21 protein-coding genes are annotated in these 19781 nt (G+C 31.2%); 6 read left to right on the top strand and 15 right to left on the bottom strand.

The window, feature by feature from the left end; genetic code table 11:
- Positions 1-30: 30 nt before the first annotated feature.
- The 6 genes from ccsB to ACNMOQ_RS06935 all read right to left on the bottom strand — a co-directional run bounded on the left by ccsB (position 31) and on the right by ACNMOQ_RS06935 (position 5570).
- A complete protein-coding gene (gene ccsB, locus ACNMOQ_RS06960; RefSeq protein ID WP_416350384.1) occupies positions 31-1248 on the bottom strand; it encodes a c-type cytochrome biogenesis protein CcsB in 1218 nt (405 codons plus the stop codon).
- The gene (gene resB / locus ACNMOQ_RS06955; protein WP_016999144.1) at positions 1241-2890 is read right to left on the bottom strand and encodes a cytochrome c biogenesis protein ResB; all 1650 of its coding nucleotides are present in this window, start codon (positions 2888-2890) and stop codon (positions 1241-1243) included. The genes ccsB and resB overlap by 8 nt, the downstream gene beginning before the upstream one ends.
- Positions 2891-2903: 13 nt before the next feature.
- Positions 2904-3440: a thiol-disulfide oxidoreductase ResA gene (gene resA, locus ACNMOQ_RS06950; protein WP_016999143.1), complete on the bottom strand. Its 537-nt coding sequence runs from the start codon at positions 3438-3440 to the stop codon at positions 2904-2906.
- 114 nt (positions 3441-3554) lie between these two features.
- Positions 3555-4292 (bottom strand): pseudouridine synthase, encoded by a 738-nt coding sequence (locus ACNMOQ_RS06945; RefSeq protein WP_016999142.1) that lies wholly within the window; start codon positions 4290-4292, stop codon positions 3555-3557.
- The gene (gene scpB, locus ACNMOQ_RS06940; RefSeq protein ID WP_016999141.1) at positions 4292-4849 is read right to left on the bottom strand and encodes an SMC-Scp complex subunit ScpB; all 558 of its coding nucleotides are present in this window, start codon (positions 4847-4849) and stop codon (positions 4292-4294) included. The genes ACNMOQ_RS06945 and scpB overlap by 1 nt, the downstream gene beginning before the upstream one ends.
- Positions 4836-5570 carry a segregation and condensation protein A gene (locus ACNMOQ_RS06935; protein ID WP_016999140.1) on the bottom strand — a complete coding sequence of 245 codons (735 nt, stop codon included), beginning with the start codon at positions 5568-5570 and terminating at the stop codon, positions 4836-4838. The genes scpB and ACNMOQ_RS06935 overlap by 14 nt, the downstream gene beginning before the upstream one ends.
- Before the next feature lie 97 nt (positions 5571-5667).
- Here ACNMOQ_RS06935 and ACNMOQ_RS06930 point away from each other — a divergent pair, with 97 nt between their 5' ends.
- On the top strand, positions 5668-6171 hold the full coding sequence (locus ACNMOQ_RS06930; protein WP_416350383.1) for a DUF309 domain-containing protein: 504 nt from the start codon (positions 5668-5670) through the stop codon (positions 6169-6171).
- A gap of 93 nt (positions 6172-6264) precedes the next feature.
- Here the strand turns inward: ACNMOQ_RS06930 and xerD are convergent, their stop codons facing one another.
- The 3 genes from xerD to ACNMOQ_RS06915 form a co-directional block, all read right to left on the bottom strand.
- Complete coding sequence (xerD, locus tag ACNMOQ_RS06925; RefSeq protein WP_416350382.1) at positions 6265-7170, bottom strand: site-specific tyrosine recombinase XerD; 906 nt, start codon at positions 7168-7170, stop codon at positions 6265-6267.
- A 92-nt stretch (positions 7171-7262) separates the two neighbouring features.
- Entirely contained in the window at positions 7263-7703 is a 441-nt protein-coding gene (fur, locus tag ACNMOQ_RS06920) for a ferric iron uptake transcriptional regulator (RefSeq protein WP_016999136.1), read from the bottom strand.
- Between the two features lie 99 nt (positions 7704-7802).
- On the bottom strand, positions 7803-8345 hold the full coding sequence (locus ACNMOQ_RS06915) for an NUDIX hydrolase (protein WP_016999135.1): 543 nt from the start codon (positions 8343-8345) through the stop codon (positions 7803-7805).
- Positions 8346-8421: 76 nt separating this feature from the next.
- On the opposite strand from ACNMOQ_RS06915, the gene ACNMOQ_RS06910 reads away from it, so the two are divergent.
- Positions 8422-9333: an aldo/keto reductase gene (locus tag ACNMOQ_RS06910; RefSeq protein WP_323711081.1), complete on the top strand. Its 912-nt coding sequence runs from the start codon at positions 8422-8424 to the stop codon at positions 9331-9333.
- Positions 9334-9428: 95 nt separating this feature from the next.
- On the opposite strand, the gene ACNMOQ_RS06905 is transcribed toward ACNMOQ_RS06910, so the two are convergent.
- The gene (locus ACNMOQ_RS06905; protein WP_016999133.1) at positions 9429-10178 is read right to left on the bottom strand and encodes an SDR family NAD(P)-dependent oxidoreductase; all 750 of its coding nucleotides are present in this window, start codon (positions 10176-10178) and stop codon (positions 9429-9431) included.
- A 140-nt stretch (positions 10179-10318) separates the two neighbouring features.
- Between ACNMOQ_RS06905 and proC the strand changes: the two genes are divergently transcribed.
- Entirely contained in the window at positions 10319-11098 is a 780-nt protein-coding gene (proC, locus tag ACNMOQ_RS06900; RefSeq protein WP_416350381.1) for a pyrroline-5-carboxylate reductase, read from the top strand.
- Between the two features lie 130 nt (positions 11099-11228).
- Here the strand turns inward: proC and rnz are convergent, their stop codons facing one another.
- The gene (gene rnz, locus ACNMOQ_RS06895) at positions 11229-12146 is read right to left on the bottom strand and encodes a ribonuclease Z (RefSeq protein WP_016999130.1); all 918 of its coding nucleotides are present in this window, start codon (positions 12144-12146) and stop codon (positions 11229-11231) included.
- A gap of 199 nt (positions 12147-12345) precedes the next feature.
- On the opposite strand from rnz, the gene zwf reads away from it, so the two are divergent.
- Complete coding sequence (zwf, locus tag ACNMOQ_RS06890; protein ID WP_064211256.1) at positions 12346-13830, top strand: glucose-6-phosphate dehydrogenase; 1485 nt, start codon at positions 12346-12348, stop codon at positions 13828-13830.
- Positions 13831-13858: 28 nt separating this feature from the next.
- Complete coding sequence (locus ACNMOQ_RS06885) at positions 13859-14719, top strand: helix-turn-helix domain-containing protein (RefSeq protein WP_064211255.1); 861 nt, start codon at positions 13859-13861, stop codon at positions 14717-14719.
- Positions 14720-15404: 685 nt separating this feature from the next.
- On the opposite strand, the gene gndA is transcribed toward ACNMOQ_RS06885, so the two are convergent.
- Complete coding sequence (gndA, locus tag ACNMOQ_RS06880) at positions 15405-16808, bottom strand: NADP-dependent phosphogluconate dehydrogenase (protein ID WP_017000276.1); 1404 nt, start codon at positions 16806-16808, stop codon at positions 15405-15407.
- A gap of 120 nt (positions 16809-16928) precedes the next feature.
- Positions 16929-18044, bottom strand: a complete 1116-nt coding sequence (locus tag ACNMOQ_RS06875) for a M20/M25/M40 family metallo-hydrolase (RefSeq protein WP_416350380.1) — start codon at positions 18042-18044, stop codon at positions 16929-16931.
- Positions 18045-18139: 95 nt separating this feature from the next.
- Between ACNMOQ_RS06875 and prli42 the strand changes: the two genes are divergently transcribed.
- Positions 18140-18241: a stressosome-associated protein Prli42 gene (gene prli42 / locus ACNMOQ_RS06870; RefSeq protein ID WP_017000274.1), complete on the top strand. Its 102-nt coding sequence runs from the start codon at positions 18140-18142 to the stop codon at positions 18239-18241.
- 108 nt (positions 18242-18349) lie between these two features.
- Here the strand turns inward: prli42 and ACNMOQ_RS06865 are convergent, their stop codons facing one another.
- Together ACNMOQ_RS06865 and ACNMOQ_RS06860 are read right to left on the bottom strand one after the other, a co-directional pair.
- Entirely contained in the window at positions 18350-19315 is a 966-nt protein-coding gene (locus ACNMOQ_RS06865; protein WP_017000273.1) for an aromatic acid exporter family protein, read from the bottom strand.
- A gap of 17 nt (positions 19316-19332) precedes the next feature.
- The gene (locus ACNMOQ_RS06860; protein ID WP_017000272.1) at positions 19333-19770 is read right to left on the bottom strand and encodes a BrxA/BrxB family bacilliredoxin; all 438 of its coding nucleotides are present in this window, start codon (positions 19768-19770) and stop codon (positions 19333-19335) included.
- Between the last annotated feature and the right edge of the window lie 11 nt (positions 19771-19781).

The following is a 19781-nucleotide window of genomic DNA, read 5'->3' as shown; positions in this document are numbered from 1 at the left end:
CTTACAAAACTCCTTTCTAGTCTAGCAATATTATGCGTAAGAATGTAATCCTGCTACGATTAAGTTAACTGCGATTACATTAAATAGAATGATAGCAAGGCCGCCAACTGCTAGCCAAGCAGATTTTCTGCCTTCCCAGCCTTTACCTAATCTTAAGTGTAGGAATATTGCATAATACAAGAATGTAATGAGTGCCCATACTTCTTTAGGGTCCCAACCCCAATACCTACTCCATGCCATCTGTGCCCAAATACTAGCAAATAATATACCGCCTAAAGCAAATAACGGGAAACCGATTATAACTGAACGATAACCTATTTCATCCATAAGCGATAAATTAACGCGTTTGGTTAATGGTTTTATTAAGCTAAATAAAGTTCGACCTTTGAAAATCAATCTTAGTATACCATAAAGGATTGTACCTATAACAATAGACCATATTACAGTGTTTAATTTTTGAGCATTAATAACTGCAGGTAGTTCAATTTTAGACCATTTTAATATATCTGTACGCTCTTTAGGTTCATAATCACTACCGGATACATGATCAACTAGCAAACTATCTTGTTGTGTAACAAAAGCTGGTAGATGATAATGTTGCACTGAATTACTATCATTCTTATCAATAAAGAAATAAGTGTCATCATAACCAGCGATATCTTTCATGACAACAGTCGTTAAAATAAATCCAATAACAATAACAACGAAATACATAATGACTTCAACAAAGAAACTATGTATAGATTTTTCTTTTGGACTTACTGCTGCTAATAAGTATATTAATCCTGCTACACAGCTAATGGATAAAATACCATAAGATATAGTTACCGTAATAACGTGTATAGCTAACCAACTTGATTGTAAAGCTGGTATTAATGGAGATACATCTCTTGAGAACATACTTGCATAAGCAATAAGCAACATTGCAATTGGTAATACGAACAATGCAAGAACAGGCGTTTTATAAATAGAATAAATGACTAAGAAGCCACCTACCATCATAATGCCAAACATCGTCAAGAATTCGCACATATTACTTACTGGGGCATGTCCTGCTGCTATCCATCTCGTTATAAAATAAATGATTTGTAACACAAATCCTACTATCGTTAACGTTACACCAATCTTTTCAGCTCGCTTTTTTGAAGAACGAACTGAAAATGAAAATGGCACAACTGCAACAAGATATAAAATAAATGCTGAATATAAACTGATATTACTTATATTTAATATTAAATCTTTATCCATTGTTTGCCTCCTTGCTTTCATGTGAATCTTCTTTTGTATCAACTATATGTTGAATATTATGTTTGTCTAGAACTTGATTGATTTCTTTACTAAATCCATAATAGTTCTTATTTGTATGGCCGGCAATATTAAATTCACCGTCGTTAGCGCTAACCCATACACGTCTATGGTTAATATACGAACCAACTGCTAAACCAATTAAGAATATGATGAAACCAGTTAAGAGAATAGGAAGCGTTAAGTCTTTTTTAACAGCTAATACTGTAGCCCATTGATTAGTAGCATTAGCAAATTTTACTTCATATTGATTATTCTCAGAAATATCTTGAGACTCTTTAATTCTTAAGAAACTAAATTCTGGTTTCTCACCTTTTTTATTTACTTCAAACACAAAAGCAGGATTGTTTGGATTTGGTGTTTTCGTTGCTAGTACACCATTTTCTATTTTTTCATAATCTGGTGCATAACTACGTAATTTAACTGTGTAGTCATTGCCTACTTTATATTCTTTCTTAGGATTATCCAAATTAACAGTGAATGATTCACCTAATTCTTTTCCATCTTTCGTTTTTAAATTGAACGTCATTTCTTTAAGCAATGAATTATCAAAACTACTTTGATAAAACTGTAAATTATCGTAAGTCAACGGATGGTTTACTTTGATAGAATCTGATTTAACTTCTTTTAAGTTTGCATCTGAGCCGATAACATCCTGTTTACTATTTTTATATAAAGTAGCTTTTGTTTCATAATTTTTCGCTATTTTATTTAGACTTGGATCAATAGATTCAGGATTTGTATTTGATTGAGATTTTTGGTCGTATTCTTCATAGATAAAGTCGTTGTTTTTCATATAATATTCTCTATCTGTACCTGGGACAGGTTTTGTTTCACCTTCTTTAATGTAGACCATCTCATCTAAATAAAAGCCAGGTAAGAAGCGGAGCATTGCACCGAATAATAATATGATTAATCCTAGATGGTTAATGTATGGCCCGTATCTTGATAGACGACCTTTTTCGAGCAATAGATTATCGCCATCTCTTTTTACTTTGTATCTTTTTTCATTAAAAGATTTGCCTAATGCATCTAAATCAACTTTATCTTTAGTAGACATGTATAATCTTTGGCGTTTAAAGAAAGTGATATGCTTCTTAGTTCGTTGTTTTTTTAATGATTTATGTAATGGGAGGCCTCTATCTATACTTGAAGTTATGATAGAGAATGCAACTAAGCCCAGTAATATTAAAAACCACCATGAACTGTATAAATTATGAAAACCTAATTTATAGTATAGTAAACCTAGTGAACCATAATGTTCATAATAATATTGTTCGGGATTTACGTTCATTGGGATAAAATATTCTTGTGGGAATATCGTACCTATTGATGCTGCAATCACGGTAATAACTAGTAATGTGACCCCTGTTTTTATTGACGCGAAGAAATTCCAAACGCGATCCAATAACGTTCTGTTTTTAGTTTTAGACCTTATGGCTTGTCCATCGTATCTCATAACGTCTGTCGTTTTTTTCTTGTCGTAGTCGTCGTTAATTAATCGACCACAGTTTAAACAAAGCTGAGTTCCTTCAGGATTTTTGAACCCACACTCACAAACGATTTGCTTGTTACTGTTACTCACCTTTAATCCCCCTCTACTTCACTTTGACCGATTCCATCTCTTTAATGATTTGTTTTTTCGAAAGTTCACCAGTATGTTTTGATTTCACTTTACCATCTTTATCAACTGTTATTGTTGTAGGAAGTGGGTTCACACCGTACGCATCAGTAACTAAATTATCGTTATCCATAGCGACATTAAATGTTGGTGTTTCTTTTAATGAACTTAAATATTGTTTAATTTGTTGTGGATTGTCTCTAACGTGAATAGCTACTACTTCTACGCCTTTATCCTTATATTCTTTATATTGATTTTCTAGCTCAGGCATTTCACGTTTACATGGTTCACACCATGTTCCCCAAAAGTTTATTAAAACTCCCTTACCTTTAAAATCTTCAAGGTTAACTTTTTTACCATCAACTGTTTCTAGCTCGAACAACGGCGCATCATCACCTACCTGAGCCACTTTATCTTTATCTTTTGAAAGACTAGACCATACTGTAAAAACGATTGCTATTAATATTAGAGCTGTAATAACAATTTGCAGTATTTTCTTTTGTTTCCTTTTCATTTAAAAATCCTCCCTAACACAATAAAAAACCATACATATAATATGTTATGGTGTTTTGTTTAGTATATCATGACTAAATACTAGTTTAGTGGCATAATTGTGAACGTTTTCAGCTTATTTACCATCTTGCGCTAGATGTCTTAATACTTTAACCTCATGCGGTGTCAAGGTTCTGCCCTGTCCAGCATTTAAACCTTTTAAATTTAAAGGACCGTACTCTACTCTAGATAATTTAGTTACTTCATGTCCGAAATGACTAAACATTCTTCTAACTTGTCTATTTCTACCTTCAGTTATTGTGATTTCTACATGTGTAACATTTCGGTCTCTATCTTGACTCTTAACTTTTATTAATGCTGGTTGAGTCATACCATCTTCTAACTTAATGCCTTTTTCTAACTGTTTAACCTCTTCTCTTAAAAGGTATCCTTTAAGTTTAGCTATATATTTTTTCTTTATTTTATATCTTGGATGAGTCATTAAGTTTGTGAATTCCCCATCATTAGTCAGAATTAATAAACCTGAAGTATCGTAATCTAATCTTCCAACAGGAAAAATTCGTGTTTTTAAATCTTTGAAATAATCTGTTACAACAGCGCGCCCTTTATCATCAGAAACGCTTGTAATAACTTTAGTTGGTTTATGGAATAATATATATAACTTATCTGGCATTTCAAGAGGAATCCCCTCAACTTCAATGTGATCAGTTTCTTTCACTTTAGTACCAAGTTCTGTTACACGTTCATGGTTAACTGTCACTAAACCTTCTTCTATTAACTTTTCAGCTTTTCTACGTGAAGTATAACCGCTTTTTGCAATAACCTTTTGTAATCTCTCTAATTCTTCGCTCATTATGATTGCTCCTCATTTTCAGATTCGTTCATGCTACTAAAGAATAAATCCATTTCTTCTTGTTCATTTTCATCATTTGTTGTCTTAGGCAAATCATCTAAAGATGTTAAACCGAAAACATTTAAAAAGTATTCAGTTGTATATAACAATTGGCTTCTTGATTGTTCATTATGCTTTGACTCTATTACACCTTTAGCAATTAACGTTTTTACTGAAGCATCAGAATTCACACCTCTTATCACTTCTATATCACTTCTTGTAACAGGCTGATTATAAGCAATAATCGAAAGTGTTTCTAAAGCTGCTTGTGATAATTTTGTGTTTACATTATCCAACATTAATTGCTCTAAATATGGATGCATAATTGTCTTCGCTGTTAATATACACTTGTTACCATAAAAAATAATTTGTAATGTTTCTCTCTCATATTCGCTTGCTAAATCTTTAAGTTGTGACGGTGTAATTTCTAATAACTCACATAATTGATTAACTTCAATTCCTTCATCACCTAAAGAATATAACAATCCTTCTAATAATCCTAATTTACTCACTGACATAATTGACGCCTCGATTTATTGTTATTTCTCCAAATTGATGTTGTTGAAAAACATCAATTTGTCTTAATTTCATCATTTCTAATACTGCTAAAAACATTGTGACTAATACCGGTATTGATAAATCTGGTGGTAACGCTTCGAAAAAATGATAACTTTTCTTATTTGAAAGTTCTTCTCTTATTTTAGAAGTTGCCATTTCAATTGTATAAGAATCTTCGTTAACTGTAACATTTTGTGGCTGATTAAAACGTTGTCTCTTTTTAGTCCGTTGATATGCAATGATTAAATCTGTCATATTTAAATCTAACGGCGCTCGTTTATCATGAACAGCTTCAAATTTCGATAAATCAGCTGGCTTCTTCACAAAAATTTGTTCTCTATCATTTTTCTTTTCATTTAACAATTGCGCATATTCTTTATAGTTTTGATATTCAATCAATTGTCTTACTAAATCTTCCCTAGGGTCATCTTCTAATTCATCAATATCGGATGGAGGTGTTGGTAATAATAATTTACTTTTAATCATTAATAATTCTGAAGCCATTACTAAATATTCACTTGCTACATTTATTTCTAATATTTTCATTTGATGGATATAACTTAAATATTGCTCTGTTAATTCCTTCATTGGAATATCATAAATATCTATTTCGTATTTTTGTATCAAATGAAGTAATAAATCTAAAGGACCTTCAAAGGCATCGAGTTTTACTTCATACATTTAAGACTTCCTCTTTTCTATTCCTTTTACGTGCATAAACCTAAAAATTATTATAACATGATTACGTATAAAGATTCTATGCTGTGAGGGATTTATGATGGAAACAAATATTATGGAATTTCATTATCATTTCCATGTGTTAAGACATTATTTTGAGTGTCACGATATTTTAGAAGAACACTGGAAAGAACAAGATAAATTTAGTAAAAATGACCCAATCGTAAGTTTAATATTATTTTCAACGGCTTGTTACCATTATCGCCGCGGAAATGTTAAAGGTGCACTTAAAACTTACCAAAAATCTTTACAAATAGCAGAACTAAATGACCAATTCGATCATTTAGGAATAAAAAAAACACAATATATATCGGTTGTTAATTCTCAAATATTGCGCATCCAACAAAACAAATCATATCAAAATATACAATTGCCTCTAACTTCTGCTTGTTATCAAGCGCTAGAAAGTGCATATGATGATTTTACATTTAATTATGATGAGCAAATATCAGATTATATTAAACACTATCATTTATTAAGAGATCGTACAGAAGTTATTAATAGTCGTAATTTAGCATATGAAAATCGACATGCTAAACGATAAATAACCAGTATACGCTCCCCCATATAAGAATAAAGGCAACTAAAATAATAAGTGTTATGTACTTATTAGATTCATTATTTTTATTTTGTTTACTCAATTTTCATTCTCCTTTTTAGCTCTTGGGTGATAATTTAAATACATGTCTCGTATTTGCTTTTTAGAAATGTGTGTGTAAAGTTGCGTAGTAGATATGTCTGAATGACCCAACATTTCTTGAACCGCTCTTAAATCTGCACCATTTTCTAATAAATGTGTAGCAAATGAGTGGCGTAATGTATGTGGTGTTAAAGTTTTAGTAATACCTTTCGCTAGTCCAATTTTTTTAAGTATTTTCCAAAAACCTTGTCTTGTTAATTGAGTTCCGCGTGCATTTAAAAATAAAATATCTGTAACTTGTTTTTTCAAAAGGTTAGGTCTTACTTCTTGGATGTAAACACGCAATAATTCCATTAAATGCTTACCAAGCGGAACAATTCTTTCTTTATTTCCTTTACCAAATACACGTATAAAGCCCATTGTAAGGTTAACATCTTCAACTTTTAATTCTATTAATTCTGTTACTCTGACCCCAGTACCATAGAGCAGTTCTAACATTACTCTATCTCTCTCATCTCTAGCATTTGTTATATGACTAAATGTTAGCAGTTGATTCACTTCTTCTTCACTTAACACATCAGGCAATTTTTGTTCATATTTTGGGGTCTCTATTAATATCGTTGGATCTTTTACTGCGTATTTTTCTCTAATTGCGAATTGATGGAAGCTTCTTATTGTCGCAGCTAATCTCGCAATTGTTTTAGAAGACTTTCCATCTTTCTTTAATTCCGCGAAATATTTTTGTATGACGATACGATCTATATTATCTATATGACTAATTTTATGTTCATTCAAATATTCATTATACTGTGACAAATCACGATTATAAGATTGTATCGTATTTTGGCTTAATCCTTTTTCTAATCTAATAAAATCTATAAATTCATTGATAATTTGCTCCATGTATTCACCTCATTGTTGAACTTATTTTACCATAAAAAAAGACATCACTAAAATTTGTGTTAAACACCTTTTAGTAACGTCAGCTTAAAAGATTAATCTTTTTTACATCTATGGCAAATACCATGAAAAGTTAATCTATGATCTAAAATTTTAAAGTCGAATTCTTTCTCTACACGTTTTTCTACATCTTCTAATAAATCTTCTTCAATTTCATCAACTGCTCCACATTCCATACATACCATGTGATGATGGAAATGCTTCGCTCCTTCTTTCCTTAAATCAAATCTTGCTACCCCGTCCCCAAAATTAATTTTGTCGACTACTTTTAATTCTGCTAATAATTCAAGTGTGCGGTAAACAGTAGCTAAACCTATTTCAGGCGCTTTATCTTTTACTTTAAGATAAACGTCTTCTGCGCTTAAATGATCAGATTCATTCTCAAGTAATACTCTAACAGTCGCTTCTCGTTGTGGCGTTAATTTATAGGAAGCTTTGTGTAATTGCTCTTTTACACGTTGAATACGTTCTTCCACGGTGACACCTACTTTCTTAAATAAAATCATTATCAATTAGAAACATTTCGTATACTAAATTACCAATAATTTTATAAAAAAGCAAGCGAAAACTTTGTATTATTTAGAATGATTATAATTTAATAATAAATATTGAAACGCAATCATTGTTTTTGCATCTTCAATTTTTTGAGATAACAATAAATTTTTAACTTCTTCAATTGTATATTTTTTAATATCTAGAAATTCATCTTCATCTAACTTCATTTTTCCTTCAGATAAATTATCAGCTAAATAGATGCTTATTTTCTCATTACAGAATCCAGGGCTTCCGTATACTTCACCTATTAATTCTAAGTCTTCTGCAATATAACCAGTTTCTTCTTCTAATTCTCTCAATGCAGCACTTTTTCTTTCTTCACCTATCTCCAATTTACCAGCTGGAATTTCTATTAAAACTTTTTCCATTGCTTTTCTAAATTGTTCTACGACTAATACTTCTTTTTCAGGTGTTATAGCTAACACAGCTACAGCTCCATTATGTAAGACAACATCTCTTGAGCTCGTTTCACCATTAGGTAATTTGATTTCATGTTTTTCTACTTTAAAAATCTTACCTTCGTAAATTAATTCTTTACTAATTGTATCTTCTGTTAACTTCATTCGAGCGTGCCTCTTTTCATTTAAATAATTAATCTGATAAACTTAATATATAAAGTGTAGCGAAAGGAGCTTCAATATGCAAAAAAATACTTTAAAAAGTGGTATAGAAATATCAGAAGTTGGCTTAGGTTGTATGAGTTTAGGTACAGATGTTGAACATGCTGAAACAATTATTGACGAAGCAATTAACCAAGGAATAACTTATTTTGATACAGCAGATTTATACGATTATGGTGAAAATGAAAAAATAGTTGGTAGTTTGCTGAAAAAATATCAAAATAACAGTGATATTGTTATCGGCTCAAAAGTAGGTAATCATTTTGATAAAGAAACAAAAGAACATCATTGGGACCCTTCTAAAGAGCATATAATGAACGGCGTTAAAGATACATTGCAACGCCTAGACGTAGAACAGTTGGATTTATATATGTTACACGGCGGTACAATAGAAGATAACAAAGATGAAACTATTGAAGCGTTTGAAAGGTTAAAAGAACAAGGATTAATAAGAGCATATGGTATTTCTTCTATTCGACCAAACGTCATTGATTATTATTTAGAAAATAGTAATATCGAAACAATTATGATGCAATTTAGCCTTCTAGATAATAGACCAGAAGCTCTGACAGAAAGAATCAACGATAAAGATATTAAAATATTAGCTAGAGGACCTGTTTCTAAAGGTTTATTGACTGATAAATATAATAAAGTTTTAGAAAATAAATTCAAAGATGGTTTATTAGAATATAATGCAGATGATTTAACAGAAACAGTAACAAAGTTAGCAGAAGAATTTGATAATCTATCAGCTGTTACTTTTAACTATTTAAAATCATTCGAAGCATTAGGTTCTATTATCACAGGTGCAAGCTCTAAAGAACAACTTATTACAAATATGCAACATTACAATGAAAGTCTTTCAGAAGACCAAATTAACCATGCAAGATCAATTGTTAAGAACTTAGAATATACAAATCATTTAAGCTAATAATCTAGCTTATGAACGTATATCTCTTATTAAAATAAAACGCCTCATCCGTTAGTTTTACTTCTCGGATGGGGCGTTTTCATTATAAAAACCTATTACATCTTACTTAAAAAAACTTTTTTAAATATTTTTTCTATTGTTCTTGGCGCTAACTGATAAAATCTAAGTCCAATATCCATCCACTTAGGTTCATTTATTTCTATCGTTTTATTAATCATACCTTTAATAATTTGGTTTGCTAAAACATCAATATCCAATTGTAGAAATTCAGTAGATTCATTGTACGAACCAGATGGATCAGCTTTTAAATGAAATGACGATTTAAATGGACCTGGATTTACCGTTAAGACATGTAAATCTGGTCTTTCTAATCTTAAGGCGTTTGAAAAGTTTATTAAACCTGCTTTAGAAGCGGCGTAATGGCTTGCATACGGCGTTGTTACTTTTCCTGAAATAGACGCAATATTTACAATTGATGCCCCTCTTTTCATGTTTGGCAACAATATGTTTTGTAATAAAATTAGGTTGACCAAGTTCGTGTTGTATATAGCCATAATATCTTCAAAACTATGATTATCATTAGATTTAAAATAACCTAATCCGGCATTATTTATGATGCCATCGTATTTATGATTTAAACTACCCATATTAATAATTTCATTTGAATTATTTAAATCTAATATGATTGTATCTTCAATATTATTATATTTATTTTGTAAAATTTGAGCTTTTTCTTTATTACGAACTATTATTGTAGCTTTTGCGCCGTATAAATTTAAATAATGAATTAGACTTTCTCCTAACGAACCTGTAGCACCCGTCACAATAAAATGTTTACCTATCATAGTTATCACCTTTTTATATGTATTATTATAAATGGTAACACACCTTCTAGTAATTGATTAATACATACCGAATCATTTTTGACATAAAAATTAATTACTTTATAATGAAAATGAAATCCTACGGAAGTGAGTGATTAATAATGAAAATTGTTTTTTATGGTTCAGGCAACATGGCTAACGCAATTTTTACTGGTATTGTTAACAGTAAATCAATTGAGCCGGAGAATATTTTTTTAACAAATAAATCAAATCAAGGAGCTTTAGAAGACTATCATAATTCATTAGGTGTCAGTTACAGTTATGATGACGCTGAGTTATTAAAAGATGCTGATTATGTTTTCTTAAGTACTAAACCTTATGACTTTCTAAAATTAGCTGAGCGTATTAGACCTCATATTAATGCAGATAACAAATTTATCTCTATCATGGCAGGGTTACCTATAAATTATATTAAAGAACATTTACAAAATGATAATCCTATCGCTAGAATTATGCCGAACACGAATGCTCATGTTGGTCATTCAGTAACAGGTATTAGTTTCTCTTCAAACTTCGGCCCTACTTCTAAACAAGAAGTTTTAACGTTAATTGAAGCATTTGGAACTGCTTTAGAAGTAAAAGAAGATCATTTACACCAAGTAACAGCGATTACTGGTAGCGGCCCTGCATTTTTATATCACGTATTTGAACAATACGTTAACGCAGGAACTAAGCTTGGTATCGAACAGTCTCAAGTAGAAGAATCTATAAAAGAACTTATCATCGGTACTGGTAAAATGATAGAACGCTCTGACTTAAAAATGGATCAATTGCGTAAAAACATTACATCTAAAGGTGGAACGACACAAGCAGGATTAAATGCTTTAAGCAATCACGATATAGAAGCAATTTTCACTGATTGTTTAAATGCTGCTGTATAAAGAAGTATAGAATTAGCTGAAGCAGATGAAGATAAATCTTAAAGTGATAATACTTTAAAAAACGCCAATTCGTTAGTTCATAACTTAACTAACGAATTGGCGTTTTTAATTACTTTATGTGCGTGAGAGCTTATACTTGATATGTTTCATAGTCATTAACAAAGTTAAATTTATGGTGTGTTATTTTGTTAATTTCTTCTTCAATTTCTTCGATTTCTTCTATCTCATATCTATTTGATAAATGTGTGAACAATGCTCTTTTTACATTAGCTTCAGTCATTAAAGATAAGACGTCATCTATGTGGCTATGATAATAATCATTAGCTAGATTCTTATCACCTTCTATATATGTTGTTTCATGAACAATAACATCTGCATCTTTCGCTAAAATCAATTCATTTTCACATGGCATCGTATCACCAAAAATTGTGATGACTTTACCTTTTTTCTTTGGCCCTTTAAAATCTTTAGACTGATAAGTTTGGTTGTTATAAATAAAGGTTTCATTAGCTTTAACCTCTTGATATAACGGACCAGGCTCCATACCGAGTTCTTTCAATTTATTAACGTCTAGCTTACCTTCTATATCTGGAGCGGTAATTCTATATCCGACTGATAAAATGCCGTGTTTCAATGGTAAAGCTTTTATGTGAAAACCATCGACGTTTAAATCTGTATCAGTATTAAATTCATTAATCGTTATTTGATAATTTAAGTGGGATTGAGAAATTTCTAATACTGTATTTATAAATTTAGATATTCCTTTAGGACCTACTATCGTAAGAGGTTTATCTTTTCCACCTTGGAAAGATCGACTTGTTAATAGTCCAGGTAGACCAAATATATGATCTCCATGTAAATGTGTAATAAAAATATGACTCACTTTACCTAGCTTAATACCTGTATGTAATATTCTATGTTGTGTAGCTTCACCAACATCAAATAGCCATATTTTATTTTCTTCAGGTAGGCAATTAAAGGCAATAGATTGCGTATTTCTCTCTTTGGTCGGTAAACCAGCACTTGTACCTAAAAATGTAATCTCCATCGTCTTCCTCCTAACGACATTATTATAACACGTCTTTTAAATTTATATTTATAAAAAAATAATTTCGAGTATACTAATATGTATAGTAATATTTCAATTATAATTTTGATAGTTCAAATTGAAGAATATCAAGAAGTATCATGTTATAATAAATGATATTGCATAAAGATAAAAAAGTCAGAGAATCGAGGTAATCAAATTGGCAACTGAAACTAAAAATATACCATGTTTAATTACAATATTTGGGGCGACTGGCGACTTAAGTCACCGTAAACTTTTCCCATCTATTTTTCATTTATATCAACAAAATCAACTAGACGAGCATATTGCAATCATAGGTGTTGGTCGTAGAGATTGGTCTAATGAAAAGTTCAGATCAGAGATTAAAGCTTCTGTTCAAAAGCATGTTCAAGACACAAACAAATTAGATGAATTTATGGAGCATGTATTTTATCAGTCCCATGATGTTAATGATGCTACAAGTTATCAAGAGCTTTTAGAATTTGCGAATGACCTAGATTCAAAATATGAACTACAAGGAAATCGTTTGTTTTACTTAGCAATGGCACCTCAATTCTTTGGAACAGTTACAGATTTCCTAAAATCTTCAGGTTTAACAGAAACAGATGGATTCAAAAGACTTATCATTGAAAAACCGTTTGGTAATGATTTAGCATCTGCTGAAGATTTAAATGAACAAATAAGACGTTCATTCAAAGAAGAAGAAATATATAGAATCGACCATTACTTAGGTAAAGATATGGTTCAAAACATAGAAGTTTTAAGATTCGCTAATGCGATGTTCGAACCATTGTGGAATAATAAATATATATCAAATATTCAAGTTACTTCATCTGAAATACTCGGTGTTGAAGATCGCGGTGGATATTATGAAGACAGTGGTGCATTAAAAGATATGTTCCAAAACCATATGTTACAAATGGTTGCTTTACTAGCAATGGAACCCCCTATCAGTTTAAATAGTGAAGATGTTAGAAATGAAAAAGTTAAAGTCCTTCGTTCTATTAGACCTTTAGACGAATCAGAAGTTAAGCAAAACTTTGTTCGTGGACAATATGATAGAGGACAAATAGACGGAGAACAAGTTAAGAGTTATCGTGAAGAAGATAAAGTAGCCGATGATTCAAATACCCCTACATTTGTAGCCGGTAAATTACTAATTGATAATTTCAGATGGGCTGGTGTACCATTCTTCATAAGAACAGGTAAACGTATGAAGAAAAAAGGAATACAAGTTGTAGTAGAATTTAAAGAAGTCCCAATGAATTTATATTATCAAAGAGATTCACAACTTGAATCTAATTTACTTGTTATTAATATTCAACCAAATGAAGGCTTATCATTACACTTAAATGCTAAAAAACAAGTTCAAGGTATTGAAACAGAACCTGTTCAACTTTCTTATTCGATGAGTGCTCAAGATAAAATGAACACAGTTGATGCTTATGAGAATTTAATTTTTGACTGCTTAAAAGGTGATGCAACAAACTTTACGCATTGGGAAGAATTAAAAGCTACATGGAAATATGTGGATGTAATACAAAATGTATGGGACAATGATAAAGCCCCATTCCCTAATTATAGAGCTGGCACAAATGGCCCAATTAAGAGTCAATTATTGTTGTCAGTCGATGGATTTAAATGGTGGGACGATATAAATTAATCTTTCTACCCACAGGAGTGACTGAACTTTGGAAGTAATTAAAGATTTACAAAGAGTGATTGTTTACATAGAAGACCATTTGTTAAGTGATATTAGTTTACAAACTTTAAGCGATTATGTAGATAAATCCCCTTTTCATATAAACCAAACTTTTACTATGATAGTAGGTATGACGCCTTTAGAATATCAATCAGCAAGAAGAATGACCGAAGCGGCCAAGGATATTTTAAGTGGACACACAAGGATATTAGATATAGCTATGAAATATGGTTATCGTGATGCAAACTCTTTTGCACATGATTATAATGCTTATCACGGTATCAGCCCACTACAAACAAAGACACATCAATCTATGCTTAAAATTAAAAATCGAGTTTCTATCAAACTTACAGCTACTGAAACAGAACCTTTAAATTATACTTTACAATATAAAGACGATTTAAATTTAGTAGGTAAAAATTATCATTATCAAGCAAGCGAATTAGATAACCATTTTCTTGTACCGGATTTATTGGAAATGTTAATTGAAAATAAATATGTCGAAGATTTTATTAGGTATAATGACGTTAAACCAAATCAACTTTTTATTATACGAAGACCACTTCTAGATGGTTTAGAAGTTTTCGTCGGTGTACCAAGTGATCGTTATCCAGGGCATTTAGATAACTATTACTTACCTAGTCATCATTTTGCTACTTTTAATTTACAAGGCGAATTGGATTTCGTCGTAAGTGAAGCATGGCACCATATTGAAAATCAATGGCAATTAAAAATGCCTTATTTACATGATGACTTTTATGTTGAAGTATACCCACTAGATGTTAACTTTGATCAAGAAAGTACTAAAGTACAATTATGGATACCTATTGATTACGAGAAATTAGATTAAATATAGATAAATAAAAGCAGTGAAGAAAACCCTATTATTATAGGAATTCTTCACTGCTATTTTTATATACTGTTATTGGATTAAAATTAAGTACGACATATACATAGGTGCTTTTTTATGAAGTGCAGCCATCGTTATTGGATTTTCTACTTCATTAATCCAACTAAACACAACTTCATTGGATTTTCTACTTCATTAATCCAACTACACACACTTTTATTGGATTTTCTACTTCATTAATCCAACTAACCACACCGTTATTGGATTTTCTTCCTCATTAATCCAAGTAGACACAACTTTATTGGATTTTCTACTTCATTAATCCAACTACACACACTTTTATTGGATTTTCTTCCTCATTAATCCAAGTAGACACAACTTTATTGGATTTTCTACTTCATTAATCCAACTACACACACTTTTATTGGATTTTCTACTTCATTAATCCAACTACACACACTTTTATTGGATTTTCTAACTCATTAATCCAACTACAGACACCTTTAAGGAACAAGTATGTGTGAGAGACTACAGAATCGAACCATACCCTAGACAAACATGCACGAACAAAATCATAGATTATATAAAAATAACATCTCATTTCTAACTGAATAAATCAGTGAAATGAGATGTTATTTATTTTGAGTTGGGATTTATGTCCTAGTCTCTTGACTATAACTCTTAATTACTTAGTCCATTCTGTATGGAAAATACCTTCTTGATCTTTACGTTCGTATGTGTGAGCACCGAAGTAGTCACGTTGTGCTTGGATTAAGTTTGCAGGTAGGTTTTCTGATCTATAACTATCGAAATAGTTAATTGCTGATGAGAAACCAGGTGTAGCAATACCAGCTTTAATAGCTGTAGCTGCAACTTCTCTTAATGAACCTTGGTATTTAGAAACGATATCGTTGAAGTATGGATCTAATAAAAGGTTTGTTAATTCTTTATCATTATCATAAGCTTCTTTAATTTTTTGTAAGAATTGTGCACGGATGATACAGCCTTCTCTCCAAATCATAGCAAGTTCGCCTAATTTTAGGTTCCAATTATTAGTTTCACTAGCTGTCTTCATTTGAGCAAAGCCTTGTGCATAACTACAAATTTTACTCATATAAAGCGCCTGTCTAATTTGTTCTAAGAAAGCTTCTTTATCTCCATCAAATTCTGTAACTTCAGGATTAAATGCTTGGCTTGCTTTCACTCTTTCATCTTTAAATGAAGATATGAATCTAGCAAATACTGATTCTGTGATAATAGTTAATGGGATACCTAATTCTAAAGCATTAATAGATGTCCATTTACCAGTACCTTTTTGACCAGCTTTGTCCATGATTTTTTCTACTAATGGAACACCATCTTCATCTAATTTTTTAAAGATCTCGCCAGTGATTTCGATTAAGTAACTTTCTAATTCACCAACGTTCCAAGATTTGAATGTTTCTGCGATTTCATTATGGTCCATGTGAAGAACACGTTTCATTAAGTCGTAACTTTCAGCAATTAGTTGCATGTCAGCATATTCTATACCGTTATGTACCATTTTCACATAGTGTCCAGCACCATCTGGTCCTACATACGTTACACAAGGTGCGCCATCTTTTGCTTTAGCAGAAATACTTTCCAATATAGGTGCTACAAGTTTGTATGCTTCTTCTTGTCCACCTGGCATGATAGATGGTCCAGTTAATGCACCTTCTTCTCCACCTGATACACCTGTACCAATAAAGTTAATGCCACTCTCATCTAGATATTGATTTCTACGAATAGTATCTAAATAGTTAGTGTTACCACCATCGATTAAAATATCACCTTTATCTAATAACGGTAATAAACTATCGATTGTTTTATCAGTTGCTTCACCAGCTTTAACCATTAATAAAATTTTTCTTGGTTTTTCTAATGAATCTACAAATTCTTCTATAGAATAATTCGGATATATATTTTTACCTTTTGACTCTTCAACCATTTGTTCTGTCTTTTCTTTAGAACGGTTAAATACTGATACTGAGTATCCACGTGATTCAATATTCCAAGCTAAGTTTTTACCCATTACAGCTAAACCGACTACACCTATTTGTTGTGTCATGAAATTTACCTCACTTTTTATCGTTTTCATATATATTTTAACATAATTCACAACTGTTTCGCGTCTATGAAAGCTTAATTTTCTTGAAAAACGAAATGAATACGTTTACAATTTATAAAATTACGCTAATTCTGAAATTGCTATAATTTGTTCTGTAATTTTTTGTAATTCTTCAATTGCCATACGCTCATTTTTAGTATGGATATATTCATAACCAACTCCTAAAATAACTGTAGGAATACCGAAACCACTAATTACGTTTCCGTCTGAGCCACCACCTAATTTAACTAATTCTGATGTTCTACCTATTTTTTCAGTTGCTTTTACAGCTAACTTAACAACATCATCTTCTTCACTTAAATTAAAGCTAGGGTACATTATATTGACTTCTACATCAGCGGTACAACCAAATTCTTCAGCAGTTTTTTCGAAAGCTTCTTTCATATGTTCAACTTGTTGTTTCATTTTTTCATCATTTAAAGAACGCGCTTCAGCTAAAATATATACATGGTCACTCACGATATTTGTAGCAGTACCACCTTCAAATCTACCGATGTTAGCTGTAGTTTCTTCATCGATTCTACCTAAACTCATATGACTTATTGCTTTAGCAGCGATATTTATAGCTGAAACACCTTTTTCAGGTTCAAGCCCAGCATGTGCAGTCTTCCCTTTAATTGTAGCTTCGATTTTAGCTTGTGTAGGCGCTGCAACAACTGTCGTTCCAACTTTACCAGGAGCATCTATCGCATACCCAAATTTAGCTTTAATATCATCAGGATTTAATGCTTTCGCTCCAACAAGACCTGTCTCTTCCCCTACTGTAATAATGAATTCAATATCTCCATGCTGAATTTCATCTTCTTTCATTACTTCAATTGCTTCTAAAATAGCTGCAAGACCAGCTTTATCATCAGAACCTAAAATTGTTTCACCATTAGAATAAATATATCCATCATCACGTATTTCTGGTTGAATATTATTACCTGGTGTTACAGTGTCCATATGACTCGTAAAATAAATAGGTGTCTTACTTGTATCTTGTCCGTGTAACGTACAAATTAAATTTCCAGCACCGTATCCCGTTTCATCTTGAGAGTCATCTTCTTTAACATCTACACCTAGTTGAGTGAATTTTTGTTTCAATAAATCTGCAATCTTTCTCTCATTAGAAGATTCAGAGTCGACTTTTACTAATTCTAAAAATGTGTTAATTAAGCGTTCTTCATTGATCATGCTTGTCCCTCGTTTCATTTATTTAATTATCTCACTTTCTAGTGTATAATAGTTGATAAATATATACAAAACTAATGTTCAAAGCGAGGGTAATCATGTTAAACAAAAATGTACGAAAAATTATTATTATTGTAATGTTAGTTGCTATCGTAGCTTCATTAATATTATCGGGCGTATTGCCATTCTTATTATCATAATAAAATAACTTAATAATAATATTTCATAGCAATGGACAAGAAAGTCCTAGAAGCAAAAAGCCGGAGAAAAAATCTTTCTAAAAAGAATTTTCTACGGCTTTTATTATATTATTTTTTCAAACTTCCGAATTCAGATTTAATATGCAAGTATTCTTCAATTTCATTTAATAATTGGAATACAGAGGCTACACTTTCTAATTCTATATGGTCTTTAGGTAAATCAATCGTTTGTAGTTTAATTCTAATCGCATATAAATCATGTAGTCTCATTAATGAATAATCATTACTTTGAACATGTTGCGATACATCTAATAGTAATTTGCTGCAGAGTTGATGTGCATGCTGACTATGTTGCATAGATTCTATTAGTTTCTTCATCCGTATAAGTAAGGTTAATTGTTCTTGTCTCATATCAAAATAATGATAATAGGAATTTTCATTTCTTACAAAATGATTTTTTACATCTCTAAAAGCAAGAGATTTTGCTTTCTTAATATTATCTTCAACTTTATCAAAAGAAGGAATATTAAGTTCTTTATTTGGATCTAATAACGCTTGGCTAAAGACAAAAGTTATTAAAATAAAGTCATCTTCAATTTTACGTTTATAATGATTAAGTTTTGTATCTAGACTTGGCATAAACATATTCATAATAAGCGCGATGCCTATACCAATTATCAATAATAATACTTCATTAATAATTAAGTCTAAATCAATTTTAGGTGCTAAAAATAAATGTAATATAATAACACAACTCGTTACAATACCTTCTTGAACACCTATCATGACAGTAATAGGAATGAATAATAATACCATAATCCCAAGAACTACAGGATTAGTACCTAAGAATGTAAAGAATAATGATGCTACTAGAATTGCAATTAAACATGCTATAAATCTGTACATAGCCGCTTCAACTGATTTCACTCTTGTATCTTTAGTACATAACACTACTAAAATAGCGCTTGAAGCATAATTATCAAGTCCTATTAACTTAGAAAGGATGACAGCTAATGTCATCCCTAATGCGGTCTTTAATGTTCTATACCCTATTCTATACGGTCTTATTTGCATGCCTCTATACCAATCCTTTAGATTTCATCACAATGTTCTTCGAATAGAGCTTGAATATTTGTGATAACACTCATAGGGTCATGCCCTTCGATTTCATGTCTTTCTATCATTTTTACAATTTTACCGTCTTTAAGGAAAGCAAATGACGGACTTGAAGGTGGATAACCTTCAAAATAATCTCTTGCTGTTTCTGTTGCTTCTTTATCTTGCCCAGCAAATACTGTAACTAATTGATCTGGTAATTTATCATAATGTAAAGCATGTTGCGCAGCTGGTCTTGCGATTCCACCAGCACATCCACAAACTGAATTGACCATAACAAATGTTGTACCTGGTTTATTAAAAGTTTCTTCTACTTCTTCTTTTGTTGTTAATTGTTTATATCCTGCTGCTTCAATTTCATTTCTTGCAGAGCTTACAACGTCATTCATATATAAATTGAAATCCATTTCCATAAGAAAAGCCT

The organism is Mammaliicoccus lentus (genome assembly GCF_947036595.1).
Taxonomy (GTDB): Bacteria; Bacillota; Bacilli; order Staphylococcales; family Staphylococcaceae; genus Mammaliicoccus; species Mammaliicoccus lentus.
Note: the sequence above shows the minus strand (reverse complement) of the source record. Positions and strands in the feature narration are given on the sequence as shown.